Genomic DNA, 19,003 nt, shown 5'->3' on the forward strand with positions numbered 1-19,003 from the left:
TGAGTCACACACTATCACCTTGCTTACTTCATAAAGCCTTTATAATGACGCTTTACAAGTTGTGCTTCAAGCTGCTTCATTGTTTCAAGTGCCACACCGACGACGATCAAAAGACTAGTACCGCCAATTTGCGCCGCTGGTGGAAGACCCGCGAATTGAATGAAGAAAACAGGCAGCACAGCAACGGCTGAAAGGAAAATTGCACCGACAAAAGTCAGACGGTAAAGCACATTTGTCAAATAATCCTGTGTGTTCTTCCCAGGGCGAATGCCCGGAATATACCCACCCTGTTTTTTCAAGTTATCAGCAACTTGTTCAGGGTTTACTTGAATGAAAGCATAGAAATACGTAAACGCAACAATCAATGCAACGTAGATCGCCATGCCGACCGGTTTCGTGTAGTCAAAGATGTTCTGAATGGTTGTCGTCACATCATTTGAACCAAAAAATGAACCAATAGTCTGCGGGGTGATCAAGAACGAAATAGCAAAGATAACCGGGATAACCCCCGCCGCGTTTACTTTCAATGGAAGATGGGTCGACTGGCCGCCAACCGGTGCCATGCCGCCACCTGCTCCAACACGTTTCGCGTATTGAATCGGGATTTTCCGCAGCGCCTGCTGAAAGAAAATAACCCCAACAACAATCGCCAGTACCGCAAGCAAAATCAAAAGAAGAACAACAATGCGCAGGAAGAGCTGATCGCCCGCCCCTTCAATTTGCTGTGCATAAATTTGGTTTACTGCTCCAGGAATGGCCGCCACAATTCCGGCGAAAATGATAATCGAGATTCCGTTGCCGACTCCTTTAGCTGTGATTTGTTCTCCAAGCCACATAAGAAAAGCAGTACCTGCCGTCAGCACTAATGCAATAAGCACATAGCCGCCAACACTGCTATTTTCGACAAGTAATCCGCCATATAAACGGTTAAACCCATACGACATTCCAAAACCTTGAATGAGGCCGAGCACGATTGTGAAATAGCGGGTAAACTGAGTAAGTTTGCGCCGTCCAACGTCACCTTGCTTCGACCATTCAGTAAATTTAGGAACAACATCCATTTGCAAAAGCTGTACGATAATGGACGCGGTAATGTAAGGCATAATCCCCATTGCGAGAATTGAGAAGTTTTGAAGCGCTCCTCCGCCGAACGTATTAAGGAATCCAATAAGTCCAGCCTGCTCCTGCATGCGGAGAACATCCGCATTAACATAGGGAACAGGAATGAATGTGCCGATCCGGAACACGATTAACATAAGGAGGGTGAATATAATCTTATTTCTTATATCACCCACACGCATAAAATTGGAGATTGTGCGAAACATTAGATCACCTCAATCTTACCGCCAGCCGCTTCAATTGCTTCTTTCGCAGCAGCAGAGAATTTGTGCGCTTTAATAGTAAGCTTTTTCTCTACGTTGCCGTTCGCAAGAATTTTGATTCCTGCTTTTTCGCTTTTCACAATGCCGCTTTCGATAAGAAGTTCAGGTGTAACTTCTGTTCCTTCTTCGAAACGATTCAATGTATCGATGTTCACAACTGCGTATTCCTTACGATTCACGTTTGTGAAGCCGCGTTTTGGAAGACGACGGAATAAAGGAGTTTGTCCACCTTCAAATCCAAGACGGACACCACCGCCTGAACGTGCGTTTTGACCTTTATGACCTTTACCTGCCGTTTTACCGTTACCGGAACCTGTACCGCGTCCAACACGGTTGCGTTCTTTGCGGGAACCTGCAGCTGGTTTCAATTCATGAAGTTTCATGCTCTTGCACCTCCTTGTTCTATAAAATGAAATTATTTTTCTGTAACAGTCACAAGATGAGACACTTTGTTGATCATGCCGCGAATTGCCGGGTTGTCGTTTTGCTCAACCGTTTGATGCATTTTGCGGAGACCAAGTGCCTTAACAGTTTCGCGCTGATCCTGCGTACGTCCGATCAGGCTGCGAGTGAGGGTAATTTGTAATTTTTCAGCCATTATGATTCCCTCCTTATCCTAACAGTTCTTCTACAGACTTGCCGCGAAGTTTTGCCACTTCTTCAGCTGTTTTCAATTCTTTAAGTCCTTCAATTGTAGCACGAACCATGTTGATCGGTGTGTTTGAACCAAGTGATTTGGAGAGAATGTCACCAACACCAGCAAGTTCAAGTACCGCACGGACAGGTCCGCCTGCGATAACTCCAGTACCTTCAGAAGCAGGTTTTAATAGGACTGAACCCGCACCAAATTGACCGATTACTTGGTGTGGCAAAGTTGTGCCAACCATCGGTACGAATACTAGATTTTTCTTCGCATCTTCAATTGCTTTACGAATTGCATCTGGAACTTCTTGTGCTTTACCAGTTCCAAAACCGACATTACCATTTTTATCGCCAACGACAACGAGTGCAGTGAAGCGGAAACGACGTCCACCTTTTACAACTTTCGCAACACGGTTGACCGTTACTACGCGTTCTTCAAGTTCGAGTTTGTTTGGATCAATGCGACGCATTAAATGTGTCCCTCCTTTTATTAGAATTCAAGGCCATTTTCACGTGCAGCGTCAGCCAAGGCTTTAACGCGGCCGTGGTAAAGGTAGCCCCCACGGTCGAATACAACAGAAGCGACACCTTTTTCAGTTGCGCGTTTAGCGAGCAATTCGCCAACTTTCGCAGCAGCTTCCTGGTTGCCTGTTGATTCAAGACCGAAATCTTTTTCAATAGTTGAAGCACTTGCAAGTGTAACACCATTTGCATCATCAATCAATTGAGCGTAAAGGTGCTTGTTTGAACGGAATACGTTCAAGCGAGGACGCGCAGCTGTACCGGCGATTTTCGCACGTACACGGGCGTGGCGTCTTTTACGCGTTTTGTTTTTATCAGCTTTTGTGATCATCCCGAGGTCACTCCTTTCTGATGCCTATGCGGCATTATTTACCTGTTTTACCTTCTTTGCGGCGAACTTGCTCGCCTTCATAACGGATACCTTTGCCTTTGTACGGCTCAGGAGGACGAACTTGGCGGATGTTGGCAGCGATTGCTCCAACGCGCTCTTTGTCGATCCCTTTAATGCTGATTTTTGTATTTGCAGGAACGTCGATTTCGATGCCGTTTTCAGCTTCGAATTCTACTGGGTGTGAATAACCTACACTCAAAACAAGTTTTGTTCCTTGTTTTTGTGCACGGTAACCGACCCCAACTAACTCAAGGTTACGTTCGAACCCTTTTGATACGCCTTCTACCATATTGGCAATAAGCGCACGAGTTGTTCCGTGGATTGTACGGTGTTCTTTTGAATCTGAAGGACGAACGACAGTTACGTTGCTGCCTTCAATTTCAATTGTCAAAGCTTTATTAAACTGACGAGTCAATTCTCCCTTAGGACCTTTGACAGTCACTTCATTATTATTGTTTGTAATCGTAACGCCTTCTGGAAGCTCGATTACTTTTTTACCTACGCGTGACATAGTTTCGCACCTCCATTCTTTAAAAGATTATTACCAAACGTAAGCGAGTACTTCGCCGCCTACTTGTTTAGCGCGGGCTTCTTTATCAGTTACTACACCAGTGGATGTAGAAAGAATCGCAATACCAAGTCCGTTAAGAACACGTGGTACCTCATCAGCTTTCGCATAAACGCGAAGACCTGGTTTAGAAATACGCTTTAAGCCTGTGATTACACGCTCGTTGCCGCTGTATTTCAAGAAAATACGGATAACACCTTGTTTGTCATCCTCGATGAACTCAACGTCACGGACGAATCCTTCACGTTTTAAGATTTCAGCGATTTCACGTTTAATTTTGGAAGCAGGTACTTCCAGTTTTTCATGACGAACCATGTTCGCATTACGGATGCGAGTCAGCAAGTCAGCAATCGGATCTGTCATAACCATTTATAATTACCTCCTTCCGGAATCAGTGTATTACCAGCTGGCTTTTTTAACGCCAGGAATTTGACCTTTATAAGCTAGTTCACGGAAACAAATACGGCAAAGTTTAAATTTGCGTAATACAGAGTGTGGACGTCCGCAGCGTTCGCAACGTGTGTACTCTTGCACTTTAAACTTTTGTGTACGTTTTTGTTTCGCAATCATTGATTTTTTAGCCACGTTTTCGCCTCCCTTATATAGCGATTACTTTTGGAACGGCATTCCAATTTGTGTTAACAATTCACGAGCTTCTTCGTCCGTGTTGGCAGTAGTGACGATAACAATGTCCATGCCGCGTACTTTTGATACTTTATCGTAATCAATCTCAGGGAAGATTAACTGTTCTTTTACACCAAGAGTGTAGTTGCCACGACCGTCGAACGCTTTTTTAGAAACGCCGCGGAAGTCACGTACACGTGGAAGTGAAATAGAAACAAGTTTATCAAGGAATTCGTACATGCGCTCGCCGCGAAGAGTTACTTTCGCACCGATTGGCATACCTTCACGAAGACGGAATCCTGCGATTGAATTTTTCGCTTTTGTAACCATTGGCTTTTGGCCAGTGATTTGAGTTAATTCTTCAACAGCTGTATCCAACACTTTAGCGTTTTGGACTGCTTCACCAACACCCATGTTTACAACGATTTTTTCAATTTTAGGCACTTGCATAACTGACATATAGTTGAACTTGCTCACAAGAGCAGGTGTAATTTCTTTTTGATATCTTTCTTTAAGGCGGTTCATTTAGAATACCTCCCTTCTTGAACTTTTTATTTATCTAGAATTTCACCGGATTTTTTTGCTACGCGGACTTTTTTGCCGTCCACTTCTTTATAACCTACACGAGTAGGTTCGTTTGTTTTCGGATCCAACAGCATAACGTTGGATACGTGAATAGCTGCTTCCTGGCTTAGGATGCCGCCCTGCGGATTTAATTGTGAAGGTTTCGCGTGCTTTTTCACGATGTTGATTCCTTCAACAAGGACACGGTCTTTTTTAGGGAAAGCTGCAAGAACAACGCCTGTTTTGCCTTTATCTTTACCTGTGATGACCATGACTTTATCGCCTTTTTTCACGTGCATGTTGCGCACCTCCTTGATGGCCTTTTATTTATTCAGTTCAATTAGATTACTTCCGGAGCTAAGGAAACAATCTTCATGAAATTGCTGTCGCGAAGTTCGCGGGCAACCGGGCCGAAAATACGTGTGCCACGTGGGCTTTTGTCGTCACGAATGATGACGCACGCGTTTTCGTCGAAGCGGATGTAGGAACCGTCATTACGGCGAACGCCGCGTTTCGTACGAACGATAACCGCTTTTACCACTTCACCTTTTTTGACAACGCCACCTGGTGTTGCTTGTTTTACTGTACATACGATTACATCACCGACATTAGCTGTTTTACGGCCGGAACCACCGAGGACTTTAATCGTTAGTACTTCACGAGCACCAGAGTTGTCAGCTACTTTTAAACGTGATTCTTGCTGGATCATTTAGGTTACCTCCTTTCGGACTATAACATCTATCCGAACATTAATTAGATGATTACTGCTTTTTCCACTACTTCTAGAAGGCGGAAACGTTTTGTTGCAGAAAGCGGGCGTGTTTCCATGATGCGCACTACGTCACCGATTTTCGCTTCGTTGTTCTCATCATGAGCCTTAAACTTTTTAGTGTACTTTATGCGTTTGCCATAAAGCTTGTGTGTTTTATATGTTTCAATAAGAACCGTTACTGTTTTATCCATTTTGTCAGAAACAACACGGCCCGTGTAAACTTTGCGCTGATTGCGTTCGCTCATCGTGCAAACCTCCTTTCAATTATCGATTATCAATTTCCCGTTGACGAATCACGGTTTTCATGCGGGCGATTGCTTTACGTACTTCACGAATACGGGCCGTATTCTCAAGCTGTCCCGTAGCCAATTGAAAGCGAAGATTGAAAAGTTCTTCTTTGAGCGACTTTACTTGTTGTTCAACTTCAGCAGTGGTAAGTTCACGGATTTCATTAGCTTTCATTTGATTCACCACCAATTTCTTCGCGTTTTACGATTTTGCATTTGATTGGAAGCTTATGTGCAGCTAAGCGAAGTGCTTCGCGTGCCACTTCTTCAGAAACGCCGGCAATTTCAAACATGATCTTACCTGGTTTAACAACCGCTACCCATCCTTCAGGTGCCCCTTTACCGGAACCCATCCGTACTTCAAGAGGTTTTTTCGTATATGGTTTGTGAGGGAAAATTTTAATCCACACTTTACCGCCACGTTTCATGTAACGAGTCATTGCGACACGGGCAGATTCGATTTGACGGTTTGTGATCCATGAAGCTTCAACAGCCTGAAGACCATATTCACCAAATGCCACTTCTGTTCCGCCTTTCGCTTGACCGCGCATTTTGCCGCGGTGTACACGACGATATTTCACGCGTTTTGGCAACAACATATTATTTGCCTCCTCCCTGAATTTGCTTCTTCGTTGGAAGAACCTCTCCACGGTAGATCCATACTTTTACGCCAAGCTTGCCGTATGTTGTATTTGCTTCAACATGTGCATAGTCGATGTCGGCGCGAAGAGTATGAAGTGGAACTGATCCTTCACTGTAATGTTCAGCACGGGCAATCTCAGCTCCGCCAAGACGTCCTGAAACTTGTGTTTTAATTCCTTTTGCACCAGAACGGATTGTCCGTTGAATAGCCTGCTTTTGAGCGCGGCGGAATGATACACGGTTTTCAAGCTGGCGAGCGATGTTTTCCGCTACTAGTTTTGCATCAAGGTCAGCACGTTTCACTTCAACAATGTTAATGTGAACACGTTTGCCTGTAATTTCATTTAAAGCTTTACGAAGTGCTTCTACTTCAGAACCACCTTTACCGATAACCATACCAGGTTTAGCAGTATGAACAGTGACGTTCACGCGGTTTGCAGCACGTTCGATTTCAACACGGGATAGAGAAGCATCTTTAAGACGTTCTTCGATGTATCCGCGTACTCTCAAATCTTCGTGAAGAAGATCAGCGTAGTCTTTTTCAGCGTACCATTTAGAATCCCAGTCGCGAATGATCCCGACGCGCAGTCCATGAGGATGTACTTTTTGACCCACGAATTATCCCTCCTTTTTTTCTGCCACGACGATTGTGATGTGGCTTGTGCGTTTGTTAATTGCGCTTGCACGTCCCATTGCACGTGGACGAAAACGTTTCAATGTTGGTCCTTCGTCTACGAAAGCTTGTGTAACAACAAGGTTGTTTATATCAAGATCATAGTTGTGCTCTGCATTTGCAATAGCAGAGTTTAAAAGTTTTTCAATTACAGGAGATGACGTTTTAGGCGTATGCTTCAAGATCGCCACCGCTTCTCCAACTTGCTTGCCTCGGATCAGGTCAATCACTAGACGCACCTTACGAGGAGCAATGCGTACTGTTCTTAAGACAGCTTTAGCTTCCATTGTGTTATCCTCCTCTCAATTAACGTCTTGTTTTCTTATCGTCAGCAACGTGTCCTTTATACATACGCGTTGGCGCGAATTCACCAAGTTTATGTCCAACCATATCTTCAGTTACGTATACAGGTACGTGTTTACGCCCATCATACACTGCGATAGTGTGTCCGATGAATGTTGGGAAAATTGTAGAACGGCGTGACCAAGTTTTAATAACTTGTTTCTTTTCCGTCTCGTTTAACTTTTCAACTTTATTGAATAAGTGATCATCAACAAAAGGTCCTTTTTTCAAACTGCGGCCCATTTGTGTACCTCCCTTCGTGATTGGTCTACGGTTCGCTCTAGGAACCGTAGGACAATTACGTTATTTTTTACGACGACGAACGATGAATTTATCGGATTTGTTAACTTTTTTACGAGTTTTGTAACCAAGAGCTGGTTTGCCCCATGGTGTAACAGGACCTTTACGCCCAATTGGCGCGCGTCCTTCACCACCACCGTGTGGATGGTCATTAGGGTTCATTACAGAACCACGTACTGTAGGGCGTTTGCCCAACCAGCGTGAACGTCCTGCTTTACCAACGTTTACAAGTTCATGCTGCTCGTTACCAACTTGGCCGATTGTTGCGCGGCATGTTGCAAGAATCATGCGCACTTCGCCAGAGTTTAAGCGTACAAGAACATATTTACCTTCTTTACCAAGTACTTGAGCTGAAGTTCCTGCAGAACGAACTAATTGTCCGCCTTTGCCTGGTTTCAATTCAATGTTGTGGATCACTGTACCAACCGGGATATTTACAAGTGGAAGTGCGTTTCCTACTTTAATATCTGCTTCCGGTCCAGCCATGATTTCCGTTCCAACCTGGATGTTTTTCGGAGCTAGGATGTAGCGTTTTTCTCCGTCAACATAATTCACGAGTGCGATGTTCGCCGAACGGTTCGGATCGTATTCGATCGTAGCAACGCGTCCTGGAATGCCATCTTTATCACGTTTAAAGTCAATGATACGGTATTGACGCTTATGACCGCCGCCTCTATGACGAACTGTGATTTTACCTTGGTTATTACGGCCGCCTTTCTTTTTCAACGGCTCAAGCAATGATTTCTCTGGTGTGCTTGTTGTAATTTCAGCATAATCCAAAGATGTCATATTACGACGACCATTTGTGGTCGGTTTGTACTTTTTAATCGCCATTTCGTGTCCCTCCTCTTCTATTTTATGCGTTTATTACGCTTCGAAAAGTTCGATTTCTTTGCTGTCTTGCGTTAATGTAACGATTGCTTTACGGCGTTTGTTTGTATAGCCAGCATGACGTCCCATACGCTTGAATTTACCTTTGTAGTTCATGACGTTAACGTTTTTAACTTTCACGCCGAAGATTTCTTCAACAGCAGTCTTCACTTGCGTTTTGTTTGCCCGTACGTCCACTTCAAAAGTATATTTTTTGTCAGCCATTACAGCCATAGATTGTTCAGTAATAACGGGGCGCTTAATCACATCGCGTGCATCCATTATGCAAGCACCTCCTCTACTTTTTCAACCGCTGCTTTTGTCATGATAAGTTTATCATGCCCAAGCAGGTCAAGGATGTTGATGCCAGATGCTTCAACCACTGTTACACCAGGGATGTTGCGAGCTGACAATGCAACGAATTCATTTACTGTGTCTGTTACGATCAATGCTTTTGAGTCAACAGACAAGTTTTTCAATACTGCAATGAATTCTTTTGTTTTTGGCGCGTCGAATGACAAAGCTTCCAACACAAGAATGTTTTGCTCTTGTACTTTTGATGACAAAGCAGATTTCAATGCAAGACGACGTACTTTCTTTGGCAATTTGTAGCTGTAGCTGCGTGGAGTTGGACCGAAGACCACACCACCGCCGCGCCATTGTGGAGAACGGATAGAACCTTGACGCGCACGTCCAGTTCCTTTTTGTTTCCAAGGTTTACGACCGCCGCCGCGAACTTCCGAACGATTTTTAACTTTGTGGTTACCTTGACGCAAAGATGCGCGCTGCATAACCACTGCTTCAAATACGACGTGTTCATTTGGTTCGATTCCGAATACAGCATCGTTTAGTTCGATATCGCCGACTTCAGAACCTGTTTGGTTTAATACTTTAACTTTAGCCATTTCTGTTTCCTCCTTCCCTGTAAAAGTTAATTAGTTTGCTTTAATCGCAGTTTTAACCTGGATCAAGGCTTTTTTGGATCCTGGAACGTTACCTTTAATTAAAAGAACGTTGCGCTCAGCGTCCACTTTTACGACTTGCAGGTTTTGTACTGTTACTTGCTCTCCACCCATACGGCCAGGGAGAAGTTTGTTTTTAAACACGCGGTTTGGCGCTACAGGTCCCATTGAACCTGGACGACGATGGTAGCGTGAACCATGGGACATAGGTCCGCGGCTTTGTCCGTGGCGTTTAATCGCACCCTGGAAGCCTTTCCCTTTCGAAATCCCTGTTACGTCGACGATGTCGCCTTCTGCAAAAATATCAACTTTGACTTCTTGACCAATTTCAAGATCGCTGTCGATGTTACGGAACTCACGAATGAAGCGCTTAGGTGCGATGCCTTCGCCTGCTTTTTTCACGTGTCCAAGCAATGGTTTGTTTGCAAGCTTTTCGCGCTTGTCTTCAAAACCTAGTTGAACACTTGAGTAGCCGTCGCTTTCGACTGATTTCTTTTGAAGTACAACGTTTGGTGCTGCTTCGATCACAGTTACTGGGATCAGTTCGCCGTTTTCAGCAAACACTTGCGTCATACCGATTTTTCTTCCTAAGATTCCTTTGGTCATGAGTCACACCTCCTGATTTTTTAGTAATGTATTTATTAAAGTTTAATTTCGATGTCAACGCCTGACGGCAAGTCTAAACGCATCAATGAATCAACTGTTTTTGGAGTTGGGTTCACGATATCGATTAAACGTTTATGAGTACGCATTTCAAACTGCTCACGAGAATCTTTGTACTTATGAACCGCACGAAGAATCGTGTAGATTGATTTCTCAGTTGGAAGCGGGATCGGACCGGATACACTTGCACCAGAACGTTTAGCTGTCTCAACGATTTTCTCAGCTGATTGATCAAGAATACGATGATCATATGCTTTCAAACGAATACGAATTTTTTGTTTTGCCATTATTTTCCCTCCTTTATCGCCTATTTAGCTAATAGACATACTCCGCGAAAATTTTTCCCTGACGACACCGCCATGGCAAAGCGGCCGGGTGTGTCAGCAACCTTTCGCATCATCGCTGTCAAAAACCAACATTGATTATTATACATGCTTTCTCCTTTGAATGCAACACAAGAGCGAAAGTTTTTTACAAACAAAAAACAGCCCGGCCGGAACCGGGCTGTTTCGGGTGAAAACTTATTTTTGGATTGTTGCTACAACGCCAGCGCCTACTGTACGGCCGCCTTCACGGATTGAGAATTTAGTACCTTCTTCAATCGCGATTGGAGCAATCAATTCTACTGACATTTCTACGTTGTCACCAGGCATAACCATTTCTACGCCTTCAGGAAGGTTGCAGATACCAGTTACATCAGTTGTACGGAAGTAGAACTGTGGACGGTAGTTTGTGAAGAATGGAGTGTGACGTCCACCCTCTTCTTTAGAAAGAACATAAACTTCCGCTTTGAAAGTTGTATGCGGTGTGATTGTGCTTGGTTTAGCCAATACTTGGCCACGTTGGATATCTTCACGAGCTACACCACGAAGAAGCGCACCAATGTTGTCGCCAGCTTCAGCATAATCAAGAAGCTTACGGAACATCTCAACACCTGTTACAGTTGTTGATTTCGGCTCTTCAGTGAAACCGATGATTTCGATTACGTCACCAACTTTGATTTGTCCACGCTCAACGCGTCCTGTTGCTACTGTACCACGGCCAGTGATTGAGAAAACATCCTCAACAGGCATCATAAATGGTTTGTCAGTGTCGCGTGTTGGTGTTGGGATGTACTCATCAACCGCAGCCATAAGTTCATGGATTTTTTCTTCCCATGCAGCATCGCCTTCAAGTGCTTTAAGAGCAGAACCTTTGATAACAGGAATGTCATCGCCAGGGAAATCATATTCAGAAAGAAGATCGCGCACTTCCATTTCAACTAGTTCAAGAAGCTCTTCGTCATCTACCATGTCACATTTGTTCATGAATACAACTAGGAATGGTACACCTACTTGACGTGAAAGAAGAATGTGCTCACGTGTTTGTGGCATTGGACCATCAGCAGCAGATACTACTAGGATACCACCGTCCATTTGTGCAGCACCAGTGATCATGTTTTTAACATAGTCAGCATGTCCTGGGCAGTCAACGTGCGCATAGTGACGAGTTTCAGTTTCGTACTCAACGTGTGCAGTTGAGATTGTGATACCGCGCTCGCGCTCTTCTGGTGCACCATCGATTTGATCGTATGCACGTGCTTCCGCACCACCAGTTTTTGCAAGAACAGTTGTGATTGCAGCTGTTAGAGTTGTTTTACCATGGTCAACGTGGCCAATTGTACCAATGTTAACGTGTGGTTTTGAACGGTCGAATTTTGCTTTTCCCATTAGGAAGTCCTCCTTCAAAATATAGAAATTAGTAGTTGTTTATATTGGTCTTCTTTCGAAAAACGCTCGTTTTTCGAAAGAAGGGAAAGCTTACAATAGTATTTATACTTGATTAGGAAGTATAAATCAATTATTCGCCTTTATTTTTTTTGATGATTGTTTCCATAACACTCTTAGGAACTTCTTCGTAATGATCGAAGTGCATAGAGTAGTTACCGCGCCCTTGCGTGTTTGAACGAAGTGACGTTGCGTAACCGAACATTTCAGAAAGTGGAACGAACGCTTTAACAACTTGTGCATTACCGCGCGCTTCCATACCTTCTACACGTCCACGGCGTGATGTAATATCACCCATGATATCGCCAAGATATTCATCTGGAATAACAACTTCAACTTTCATAAGCGGCTCAAGAAGCACTGGGTTACATTTTGAAATTGCATTTTTCAGCGCCATTGACGCAGCGATTTTAAATGCCATCTCAGATGAATCGACATCATGATAAGATCCGTCAAACAAACGGGCTTTAACATCGATCAGCGGGTAACCGGCAAGAACGCCGTTTTGCATAGCGTCTTTAAGACCTGCTTGAACTGCTGGAACATATTCACGTGGTACAGAACCACCAACGATGCCATTTACGAATTCGAAGCCTGCTCCTTCTTCGTTAGGAGAGAATTCGATCCAAACGTGACCGAACTGTCCACGGCCACCAGATTGACGGGCAAATTTACCCTCAACTTGAGCGCTTGAACGGAACGTTTCGCGGTATGATACCTGCGGTGCACCAACGTTAGCTTCTACTTTGAACTCGCGGCGCATACGGTCAACGAGAATGTCAAGGTGAAGCTCACCCATACCCGCGATAATAACTTCACCCGTTTCAGGATCAGTATGCGCATGGAATGTAGGATCTTCTTCTTGCAGTTTTTGAAGTGCGATTGTCATCTTATCTTGGTCAGCTTTTGATTTCGGCTCAACTGAAAGCGAGATAACTGGATCAGGGAACTCCATAGACTCAAGAATAACAAGGTTTTTCTCGTCGCAAAGCGTATCGCCTGTTGTTGTATCTTTCAATCCAACTGCAGCAGCGATATCGCCAGCGTATACTTGCGAAATCTCTTCACGAGAGTTCGCGTGCATTTGCAGGATACGACCTACACGCTCACGCTTGCCTTTTGTTGAGTTCTGAACGTATGAACCAGATGCAAGAACACCTGAGTATACACGGAAGAACGTCAATTTACCAACGTATGGATCCGTCATAACTTTAAATGCAAGAGCCGAGAACGGCGCTTCATCGCTAGATTCACGTTCCACTTCTTCCTCGCTGTCCGGAAGCGTACCTTTAATTGCCGGTACATCTACTGGTGCTGGAAGGTAGTCGATAACAGCGTCAAGCATAAGCTGAACACCTTTGTTTTTAAATGCAGAACCAACCATTACTGGGAAGAATTCTACGTTGATAACACCTTTACGGATCGCAGCTTTGATTTCATCATTCGTCAATTCTTCGCCACCAAGGTATTTCTCCATTAATTCTTCATCAAGCTCAGCAACCGCTTCAATTAGTTTTTCACGGTATTCTTCTGCTTGATCCTGGTAATCTGCAGGAATGTCTACAACCTCTATTTCAGTACCAAGGTCATTTCCATATACAGTTGCTTTCATTTCAATTAAGTCAATGATGCCTGAGAACTCGTCTTCAGCACCGATCGGCAATTGAATTGGATGTGCGTTCGCCATTAAACGGTCATGGATTGTACGAACAGAGTAAAGGAAGTCCGCACCCAATTTGTCCATTTTGTTGACGAATACGACACGTGGAACACCGTATGTTGTCGCTTGACGCCATACTGTTTCCGTTTGCGGTTCTACGCCTGATTGAGCATCAAGAACCGTTACGGCACCATCAAGCACACGAAGTGAACGCTCAACTTCAACAGTGAAGTCTACGTGTCCGGGTGTATCGATGATGTTAACACGGTGGCCTTTCCATTGAGCAGTTGTTGCAGCAGACGTGATTGTAATACCACGCTCCTGCTCCTGCTCCATCCAGTCCATTTGTGATGCACCTTCGTGCGTTTCACCAATTTTGTGGATACGGCCTGTGTAATAAAGGATACGCTCAGTCGTTGTCGTTTTACCAGCATCGATGTGAGCCATAATTCCAATGTTACGAGTGTTTTTTAAGGAGAACTCTCTTGCCATCTATTATCTTTCTCCTTCCTGAATTAGGTTAGGTGTAAGTTTAGTTTAAAAATTACCAGCGGTAGTGAGCGAATGCTTTGTTCGCTTCCGCCATTTTGTGTGTATCTTCGCGTTTTTTCACAGAAGCTCCGCTGTTGTTTGCTGCGTCCATAATTTCCGCTGCAAGGCGTTCTTCCATTGTTTTTTCACCGCGAAGGCGCGCATAGTTTACCAACCAGCGGAGGCCTAGTGTTGTACGGCGTTCCGGACGAACTTCAATCGGCACCTGGTAGTTAGCTCCGCCGACACGGCGTGCCTTTACCTCTAGTACCGGCATGATGTTTTTCATCGCCTGGTCGAATACTTCCATTGGATCATTTCCCGTACGTTCACGGATTGTGTCAAAAGCTGCGTAAAGAATTGCTTGGGATTTTCCTCTTTTACCGTCAACCATCATTTTGTTAATGAGGCGAGAAACGAGTTTTGAGTTGTAAAGCGGATCAGGCAATACATCTCTTTTTGCTACTGGGCCTTTACGTGGCATATTTTTTCCTCCTTTCGGAAATTCAAGTTATGTGCATTTTTAAAATTATGCTTTTGGTGCTTTAGGGCGTTTTGTACCGTATTTAGAACGGCCTTGGCGACGAGTTTCAACGCCGGCAGTATCAAGCGCACCACGAACGATGTGGTAACGTACTCCCGGTAAGTCTTTTACGCGTCCGCCGCGAATCAAAACAACACTATGCTCTTGAAGGTTATGGCCAATACCAGGGATATAAGCTGTTACCTCAATACCGTTGCTCAAACGCACACGTGCATATTTACGAAGCGCTGAGTTCGGTTTTTTCGGCGTCATTGTACCAACACGTGTGCAAACACCGCGTTTTTGCGGGGAAAGTACATCTGTTTGGGATTTCTTGAAGCTGTTGAATCCTTTATTAAGCGCCGGAGACTTCGATTTAGTGATCTTTGATTTACGAGGCTTACGTACTAACTGATTAATAGTAGGCATGTAAAGATCCTCCCTTCCTTTTTTTCTAAGCCCACACTTCCAGGTGGCTCATTTTTGGGCAAAAACAAAGTTCTTGCAGCAAACCTGCAAAAACGTTCTTTGCGAATAGTGGCAATGATTGTTTTGCTCCTATTTCCGAACAAAAAATACGGTCTTATAGGAACACCTTGATCATAGTATCATTTTCGTTTTTCAGTGTCAACTATTCTTTTCAAAAAAATTTATCGGCGCTTGCAGGATCCCAAGCGCCGATAAAAAATTATTCGACTGTGACGGATTCTTCTTCTTTTAGATTCGCTTCAGATTGCCGGTAACGCTGCATACCGGTACCTGCCGGAACGAGTTTTCCGATAATGACGTTTTCTTTCAAGCCGAGCAATTCGTCGCGTTTTCCTTTAATTGCGGCATCTGTCAGGACACGAGTTGTTTCCTGGAAGGATGCAGCAGACAAGAAGGAATCTGTTTCAAGCGACGCTTTTGTAATACCGAGAAGGATTGGACGGCCTGTTGCCGGAATTCCGCCTTCAAGAAGCACTTTTTCATTTGCGTCACGGAACTGATGAATTTCAAGCAGGCTGCCTGGAAGAACATCGGTGTCTCCCGCTTCAAGGACGCGTACTTTACGAAGCATCTGGCGGACCATTACTTCAACGTGCTTATCGCCAATTTCAACCCCTTGCATACGGTATACTTTTTGCACTTCACGCAACAAGTATTCCTGTACAGAGGTCACATCTTTAATTTTCAAGTATTCTTTCGGATCGATTGACCCTTCCGTTAATACTTGACCACGTTCAATTTGATCTCCGATTGCTACTTTCAAGCGAGCTGTATAAGGAGCAGTATAGGAACGTGTCTCCACATCTCCCTGAATTGTAATTTCCTGCTGACGGTCGCGGCCTTCTGTAATCGACGTAATGTTACCGTTGATTTCCGAGATAATGGCCTGACCTTTTGGATTACGCGCTTCGAAAATCTCCTGAATACGCGGAAGACCCTGGGTAATATCGTCTCCAGCTACACCGCCTGTATGGAATGTGCGCATTGTAAGCTGTGTTCCCGGCTCCCCGATTGATTGGGCAGCGATAATACCGACTGCTTCACCCACTTCTACTTCCTGGCCGGTTGCCAAGTTGCGTCCGTAGCATTTTTTACATACGCCGTGGCGTGTATTACATGTAAAGGCAGAACGGATCCAAACCTTTTCAACCCCAGCTTCTACCACTATTTTTGCCAAGTCTTCATCGATTTGTTCGTTTTCACGGACAAGCACTTCACCCGTTTCCGGATGCTTGATCGCTTTACGTGAATAGCGGCCAACAAGACGTTCTTCTAGCGCTTCGATAATTTCTGTTCCATCTTTAATCGAACTGATTTCCAAGCCGCGGTCTGTTCCACAATCATCTTCGCGGACGATAACGTCTTGCGCTACGTCAACGAGACGGCGTGTTAAGTAACCAGAATCGGCTGTTTTTAGAGCGGTATCGGCAAGACCTTTACGCGCACCGTGTGTTGAAATAAAGTACTCGAGTACCGTCAGACCTTCACGGAACGAAGATTTGATCGGAAGTTCGATAATACGTCCGGCCGGGTTGGCCATGAGTCCGCGCATACCAGCAAGCTGTGTGAAGTTGGACGCGTTACCACGGGCTCCGGAATCACTCATCATGAAGATCGGATTGCGCTTATCAAGAGACGCCATCAATTTGCCTTGAATAACATCTTTCGCTGCACTCCAGACAGAAATAACGCGGTCATACCGTTCCTCTTCCGTAATTAAACCACGACGGAACTGCTTCATAACGTTATCTACTTTTGCCTGTGCTTCTTTTAAGATTTCTTCTTTTTCACCTAAAACAACGATATCCGCAACCCCTACTGTAATACCCGCTTTTGTCGAGTGTCTGAAGCCAAGGTCTTTCATGCGGTCAAGCATTTTAGATGTTTCAGTAATCTTGAAGCGTTTAAACACTTCTGCGATAATGTTACCGAGAATTTTCTTTTTAAACGGCTCAACAACTTCCTGCTTAGCAATATGCTCAGGAACGTTCATACCCGCATCAACAAAATATTTCTCTGGTGTCTTCACTTCAAGATTGCTGCTTGTCGGTTCGTTAATGTACGGGAATGTATCCGGCAAAATTTCGTTAAAGATCAATTTACCAACCGTTGTGATAAGCAGCTGTTTATTTTGTTCTTCTGTAAATGTTTGGTTTTCCAGTGATGATGCCGCCACTGCTACACGTGTGTGCAAGTGAACGTATCCGTTTTGATACGCCAAAATCGCTTCATTTGTGTCTTTAAAGATAGACCCTTCTCCTACTGCCCCTTCACGCTCAAGCGTTAAGTAGTAGTTTCCAAGAACCATATCCTGTGATGGTGTAACAACCGGCTTCCCGTCTTTCGGGTTCAAAATGTTTTGTGCAGCCAGCATCAGCATACGGGCTTCCGCCTGTGCCTCAGCAGAAAGCGGGACGTGAACGGCCATTTGGTCACCATCAAAGTCCGCATTGTATGCTGTACACACGAGCGGGTGAAGACGAATTGCGCGCCCTTCAACCAATGTTGGTTCAAATGCCTGAATACCGAGACGGTGAAGCGTCGGTGCGCGGTTCAATAAAACAGGATGCTCACGGATCACTTCTTCAAGTACATCCCACACATCGGACTGAACACGCTCAATTTTACGCTTAGCACTCTTAATGTTGTGTGCAAGACCACGTTCAACGAGTTCTTTCATCACGAACGGCTTGAAGAGTTCAAGCGCCATTTCTTTCGGAAGGCCACATTGATACATTTTTAAGTTTGGACCGACGACGATTACTGAGCGGCCAGAATAATCGACCCGTTTTCCGAGCAAGTTTTGACGGAAACGGCCTTGTTTTCCTTTCAGCATGTGTGAAAGTGATTTCAACGGACGGTTACCTGGACCTGTAACAGGGCGGCCGCGGCGTCCATTATCAATTAGTGCATCAACGGCTTCTTGAAGCATCCGTTTTTCATTTTGAACGATAATGCTTGGGGCACCAAGATCCAAAAGACGTTTTAAACGGTTGTTCCGGTTAATAACACGGCGATACAAATCATTTAAATCGGATGTAGCAAAACGACCACCATCTAGCTGTACCATCGGGCGAAGTTCCGGTGGAATAACCGGCAGTACGTCTAAAATCATCCAGTCTGGATGGTTGCCCGAATGACGGAATGCTTCGATCACTTCAAGACGTTTAATCGCACGAGTACGGCGCTGGCCCTGTGCTGACTTCAATTCTTCTTTTAACTGCTCTGTTTCTTTATCAAGGTCAATATCCTGCAAAAGCTTTTTAATTGCTTCTGCTCCCATAGACGCTTGGAATTTACTTCCGTATTTATCACGGTAAGTGCGGAATTCTTTTTCAGAAAGAAGCTGCTTCTTCTCAAGTGCTGTATCACCTGATTCCGTAACCACGTACGAAGCGAAATAAATGACTTCTTCTAAAGCGCGGGGAGACATGTCCAAAACAAGACCCATGCGGCTTGGGATTCCTTTGAAATACCAAATATGCGAAACTGGTGCTGCCAGCTCAATGTGACCCATACGCTCACGGCGTACTTTCGCTTTTGTTACTTCAACGCCACAGCGGTCACAGACGACGCCTTTATAGCGGACACGTTTATATTTGCCGCAATGGCACTCCCAATCTTTCGTAGGGCCAAAAATTCGTTCACAGAACAAGCCATCTTTTTCCGGCTTAAGTGTACGGTAATTAATTGTTTCAGGTTTTTTGACTTCTCCATAAGACCACGAACGAATCTTATCAGGTGAAGCAAGACCAATTTTCATATACTCAAAATTATTGACATCCAGCAAGGGGCCTACCTCCCTTTTCTTTTTACCGATTTCCTTGAAA

General features: G+C 44.5%; 27 protein-coding genes. All 27 read right to left on the reverse strand.

Annotated features, from left to right (window positions below; all coding sequences use genetic code 11):
• Positions 1-23 precede the first annotated feature (23 nt).
• Positions 24-1,325 (reverse strand): preprotein translocase subunit SecY, encoded by a 1,302-nt coding sequence (gene secY / locus BA724_RS04095; RefSeq protein WP_069937415.1) that lies wholly within the window; start codon positions 1,323-1,325, stop codon positions 24-26.
• Positions 1,325-1,765 (reverse strand): 50S ribosomal protein L15, encoded by a 441-nt coding sequence (gene rplO / locus BA724_RS04100; protein WP_069937416.1) that lies wholly within the window; start codon positions 1,763-1,765, stop codon positions 1,325-1,327. Before rplO ends, secY begins: the two co-directional genes overlap by 1 nt.
• 32 nt (positions 1,766-1,797) lie before the next feature.
• Positions 1,798-1,980 (reverse strand): 50S ribosomal protein L30, encoded by a 183-nt coding sequence (rpmD, locus tag BA724_RS04105; RefSeq protein ID WP_069937417.1) that lies wholly within the window; start codon positions 1,978-1,980, stop codon positions 1,798-1,800.
• 13 nt (positions 1,981-1,993) lie between these two features.
• Complete coding sequence (gene rpsE, locus BA724_RS04110) at positions 1,994-2,494, reverse strand: 30S ribosomal protein S5 (RefSeq protein WP_069937418.1); 501 nt, start codon at positions 2,492-2,494, stop codon at positions 1,994-1,996.
• 20 nt (positions 2,495-2,514) lie between these two features.
• Positions 2,515-2,877 carry a 50S ribosomal protein L18 gene (gene rplR, locus BA724_RS04115; protein ID WP_069937419.1) on the reverse strand — a complete coding sequence of 121 codons (363 nt, stop codon included), beginning with the start codon at positions 2,875-2,877 and terminating at the stop codon, positions 2,515-2,517.
• Positions 2,878-2,911: 34 nt separating this feature from the next.
• Positions 2,912-3,448 (reverse strand): 50S ribosomal protein L6, encoded by a 537-nt coding sequence (gene rplF, locus BA724_RS04120; protein WP_069937420.1) that lies wholly within the window; start codon positions 3,446-3,448, stop codon positions 2,912-2,914.
• Positions 3,449-3,478: 30 nt separating this feature from the next.
• Positions 3,479-3,874 (reverse strand): 30S ribosomal protein S8, encoded by a 396-nt coding sequence (gene rpsH, locus BA724_RS04125; RefSeq protein WP_046180679.1) that lies wholly within the window; start codon positions 3,872-3,874, stop codon positions 3,479-3,481.
• Positions 3,875-3,904: 30 nt separating this feature from the next.
• A complete protein-coding gene (gene rpsN, locus BA724_RS04130; RefSeq protein ID WP_010285078.1) occupies positions 3,905-4,090 on the reverse strand; it encodes a 30S ribosomal protein S14 in 186 nt (61 codons plus the stop codon).
• Between the two features lie 24 nt (positions 4,091-4,114).
• A complete protein-coding gene (rplE, locus tag BA724_RS04135) occupies positions 4,115-4,654 on the reverse strand; it encodes a 50S ribosomal protein L5 (RefSeq protein WP_069937421.1) in 540 nt (179 codons plus the stop codon).
• Between the two features lie 26 nt (positions 4,655-4,680).
• A complete protein-coding gene (gene rplX, locus BA724_RS04140; RefSeq protein ID WP_069937422.1) occupies positions 4,681-4,992 on the reverse strand; it encodes a 50S ribosomal protein L24 in 312 nt (103 codons plus the stop codon).
• 41 nt (positions 4,993-5,033) lie between these two features.
• The gene (rplN, locus tag BA724_RS04145; protein WP_018395165.1) at positions 5,034-5,402 is read right to left on the reverse strand and encodes a 50S ribosomal protein L14; all 369 of its coding nucleotides are present in this window, start codon (positions 5,400-5,402) and stop codon (positions 5,034-5,036) included.
• Between the two features lie 44 nt (positions 5,403-5,446).
• Positions 5,447-5,710 (reverse strand): 30S ribosomal protein S17, encoded by a 264-nt coding sequence (rpsQ, locus tag BA724_RS04150; protein ID WP_045851861.1) that lies wholly within the window; start codon positions 5,708-5,710, stop codon positions 5,447-5,449.
• 19 nt (positions 5,711-5,729) lie between these two features.
• Entirely contained in the window at positions 5,730-5,927 is a 198-nt protein-coding gene (rpmC, locus tag BA724_RS04155) for a 50S ribosomal protein L29 (RefSeq protein WP_069937423.1), read from the reverse strand.
• Positions 5,917-6,351, reverse strand: a complete 435-nt coding sequence (gene rplP / locus BA724_RS04160; RefSeq protein ID WP_045851859.1) for a 50S ribosomal protein L16 — start codon at positions 6,349-6,351, stop codon at positions 5,917-5,919. Before rplP ends, rpmC begins: the two co-directional genes overlap by 11 nt.
• Position 6,352: 1 nt before the next feature.
• Positions 6,353-7,009 (reverse strand): 30S ribosomal protein S3, encoded by a 657-nt coding sequence (rpsC, locus tag BA724_RS04165; protein WP_069937424.1) that lies wholly within the window; start codon positions 7,007-7,009, stop codon positions 6,353-6,355.
• Between the two features lie 3 nt (positions 7,010-7,012).
• Positions 7,013-7,354 (reverse strand): 50S ribosomal protein L22, encoded by a 342-nt coding sequence (rplV, locus tag BA724_RS04170; RefSeq protein WP_069937425.1) that lies wholly within the window; start codon positions 7,352-7,354, stop codon positions 7,013-7,015.
• Between the two features lie 19 nt (positions 7,355-7,373).
• The gene (gene rpsS / locus BA724_RS04175; RefSeq protein ID WP_069937426.1) at positions 7,374-7,652 is read right to left on the reverse strand and encodes a 30S ribosomal protein S19; all 279 of its coding nucleotides are present in this window, start codon (positions 7,650-7,652) and stop codon (positions 7,374-7,376) included.
• 60 nt (positions 7,653-7,712) lie between these two features.
• Positions 7,713-8,543, reverse strand: coding sequence for a 50S ribosomal protein L2 (rplB, locus tag BA724_RS04180; protein ID WP_069937427.1), 831 nt, complete (start codon positions 8,541-8,543; stop codon positions 7,713-7,715).
• A gap of 33 nt (positions 8,544-8,576) precedes the next feature.
• The gene (gene rplW, locus BA724_RS04185) at positions 8,577-8,861 is read right to left on the reverse strand and encodes a 50S ribosomal protein L23 (protein ID WP_046176550.1); all 285 of its coding nucleotides are present in this window, start codon (positions 8,859-8,861) and stop codon (positions 8,577-8,579) included.
• Positions 8,861-9,484 carry a 50S ribosomal protein L4 gene (rplD, locus tag BA724_RS04190; protein WP_069937428.1) on the reverse strand — a complete coding sequence of 208 codons (624 nt, stop codon included), beginning with the start codon at positions 9,482-9,484 and terminating at the stop codon, positions 8,861-8,863. The genes rplW and rplD overlap by 1 nt, the downstream gene beginning before the upstream one ends.
• 30 nt (positions 9,485-9,514) lie before the next feature.
• Entirely contained in the window at positions 9,515-10,147 is a 633-nt protein-coding gene (gene rplC, locus BA724_RS04195) for a 50S ribosomal protein L3 (RefSeq protein WP_069937429.1), read from the reverse strand.
• Positions 10,148-10,182: 35 nt separating this feature from the next.
• Positions 10,183-10,491: a 30S ribosomal protein S10 gene (gene rpsJ / locus BA724_RS04200; protein ID WP_018395154.1), complete on the reverse strand. Its 309-nt coding sequence runs from the start codon at positions 10,489-10,491 to the stop codon at positions 10,183-10,185.
• Positions 10,492-10,725: 234 nt separating this feature from the next.
• A complete protein-coding gene (tuf, locus tag BA724_RS04205; protein ID WP_069937430.1) occupies positions 10,726-11,913 on the reverse strand; it encodes an elongation factor Tu in 1,188 nt (395 codons plus the stop codon).
• A 130-nt stretch (positions 11,914-12,043) separates the two neighbouring features.
• Positions 12,044-14,122: an elongation factor G gene (gene fusA, locus BA724_RS04210; RefSeq protein ID WP_069937431.1), complete on the reverse strand. Its 2,079-nt coding sequence runs from the start codon at positions 14,120-14,122 to the stop codon at positions 12,044-12,046.
• A gap of 52 nt (positions 14,123-14,174) precedes the next feature.
• Entirely contained in the window at positions 14,175-14,645 is a 471-nt protein-coding gene (rpsG, locus tag BA724_RS04215; protein WP_069937432.1) for a 30S ribosomal protein S7, read from the reverse strand.
• A 45-nt stretch (positions 14,646-14,690) separates the two neighbouring features.
• Positions 14,691-15,113 (reverse strand): 30S ribosomal protein S12, encoded by a 423-nt coding sequence (gene rpsL / locus BA724_RS04220; RefSeq protein WP_045851848.1) that lies wholly within the window; start codon positions 15,111-15,113, stop codon positions 14,691-14,693.
• 259 nt (positions 15,114-15,372) lie between these two features.
• Positions 15,373-18,963: a DNA-directed RNA polymerase subunit beta' gene (rpoC, locus tag BA724_RS04225; protein ID WP_069937433.1), complete on the reverse strand. Its 3,591-nt coding sequence runs from the start codon at positions 18,961-18,963 to the stop codon at positions 15,373-15,375.
• Positions 18,964-19,003 lie beyond the last annotated feature (40 nt).

The organism is Domibacillus iocasae (assembly GCF_001750285.1).
Taxonomy (GTDB): Bacteria; Bacillota; Bacilli; order Bacillales; family Domibacillaceae; genus Domibacillus; species Domibacillus iocasae.

Excerpts from the sequence above, each read along its gene's own strand:
- secY (WP_069937415.1), bottom strand. The coding sequence starts at position 1,325 with ATGTTTCGCACAATCTCCAATTTTATGCGTGTGGGTGATATAAGAAAT.
- rplO (WP_069937416.1), bottom strand. The coding sequence starts at position 1,765 with ATGAAACTTCATGAATTGAAACCAGCTGCAGGTTCCCGCAAAGAACGC.
- rpmD (WP_069937417.1), bottom strand. The coding sequence starts at position 1,980 with ATGGCTGAAAAATTACAAATTACCCTCACTCGCAGCCTGATCGGACGT.
- rpsE (WP_069937418.1), bottom strand. The coding sequence starts at position 2,494 with ATGCGTCGCATTGATCCAAACAAACTCGAACTTGAAGAACGCGTAGTA.
- rplR (WP_069937419.1), bottom strand. The coding sequence starts at position 2,877 with ATGATCACAAAAGCTGATAAAAACAAAACGCGTAAAAGACGCCACGCC.
- rplF (WP_069937420.1), bottom strand. The coding sequence starts at position 3,448 with ATGTCACGCGTAGGTAAAAAAGTAATCGAGCTTCCAGAAGGCGTTACG.
- rpsH (WP_046180679.1), bottom strand. The coding sequence starts at position 3,874 with ATGGTTATGACAGATCCGATTGCTGACTTGCTGACTCGCATCCGTAAT.
- rplE (WP_069937421.1), bottom strand. The coding sequence starts at position 4,654 with ATGAACCGCCTTAAAGAAAGATATCAAAAAGAAATTACACCTGCTCTT.
- rplX (WP_069937422.1), bottom strand. The coding sequence starts at position 4,992 with ATGCACGTGAAAAAAGGCGATAAAGTCATGGTCATCACAGGTAAAGAT.
- rplN (WP_018395165.1), bottom strand. The coding sequence starts at position 5,402 with ATGATCCAGCAAGAATCACGTTTAAAAGTAGCTGACAACTCTGGTGCT.
- rpsQ (WP_045851861.1), bottom strand. The coding sequence starts at position 5,710 with ATGAGCGAACGCAATCAGCGCAAAGTTTACACGGGCCGTGTTGTTTCT.
- rpmC (WP_069937423.1), bottom strand. The coding sequence starts at position 5,927 with ATGAAAGCTAATGAAATCCGTGAACTTACCACTGCTGAAGTTGAACAA.
- rplP (WP_045851859.1), bottom strand. The coding sequence starts at position 6,351 with ATGTTGTTGCCAAAACGCGTGAAATATCGTCGTGTACACCGCGGCAAA.
- rplV (WP_069937425.1), bottom strand. The coding sequence starts at position 7,354 with ATGGAAGCTAAAGCTGTCTTAAGAACAGTACGCATTGCTCCTCGTAAG.
- rpsS (WP_069937426.1), bottom strand. The coding sequence starts at position 7,652 with ATGGGCCGCAGTTTGAAAAAAGGACCTTTTGTTGATGATCACTTATTC.
- rplB (WP_069937427.1), bottom strand. The coding sequence starts at position 8,543 with ATGGCGATTAAAAAGTACAAACCGACCACAAATGGTCGTCGTAATATG.
- rplW (WP_046176550.1), bottom strand. The coding sequence starts at position 8,861 with ATGGATGCACGCGATGTGATTAAGCGCCCCGTTATTACTGAACAATCT.
- rplD (WP_069937428.1), bottom strand. The coding sequence starts at position 9,484 with ATGGCTAAAGTTAAAGTATTAAACCAAACAGGTTCTGAAGTCGGCGAT.
- rplC (WP_069937429.1), bottom strand. The coding sequence starts at position 10,147 with ATGACCAAAGGAATCTTAGGAAGAAAAATCGGTATGACGCAAGTGTTT.
- rpsJ (WP_018395154.1), bottom strand. The coding sequence starts at position 10,491 with ATGGCAAAACAAAAAATTCGTATTCGTTTGAAAGCATATGATCATCGT.
- tuf (WP_069937430.1), bottom strand. The coding sequence starts at position 11,913 with ATGGGAAAAGCAAAATTCGACCGTTCAAAACCACACGTTAACATTGGT.
- fusA (WP_069937431.1), bottom strand. The coding sequence starts at position 14,122 with ATGGCAAGAGAGTTCTCCTTAAAAAACACTCGTAACATTGGAATTATG.
- rpsG (WP_069937432.1), bottom strand. The coding sequence starts at position 14,645 with ATGCCACGTAAAGGCCCAGTAGCAAAAAGAGATGTATTGCCTGATCCG.
- rpsL (WP_045851848.1), bottom strand. The coding sequence starts at position 15,113 with ATGCCTACTATTAATCAGTTAGTACGTAAGCCTCGTAAATCAAAGATC.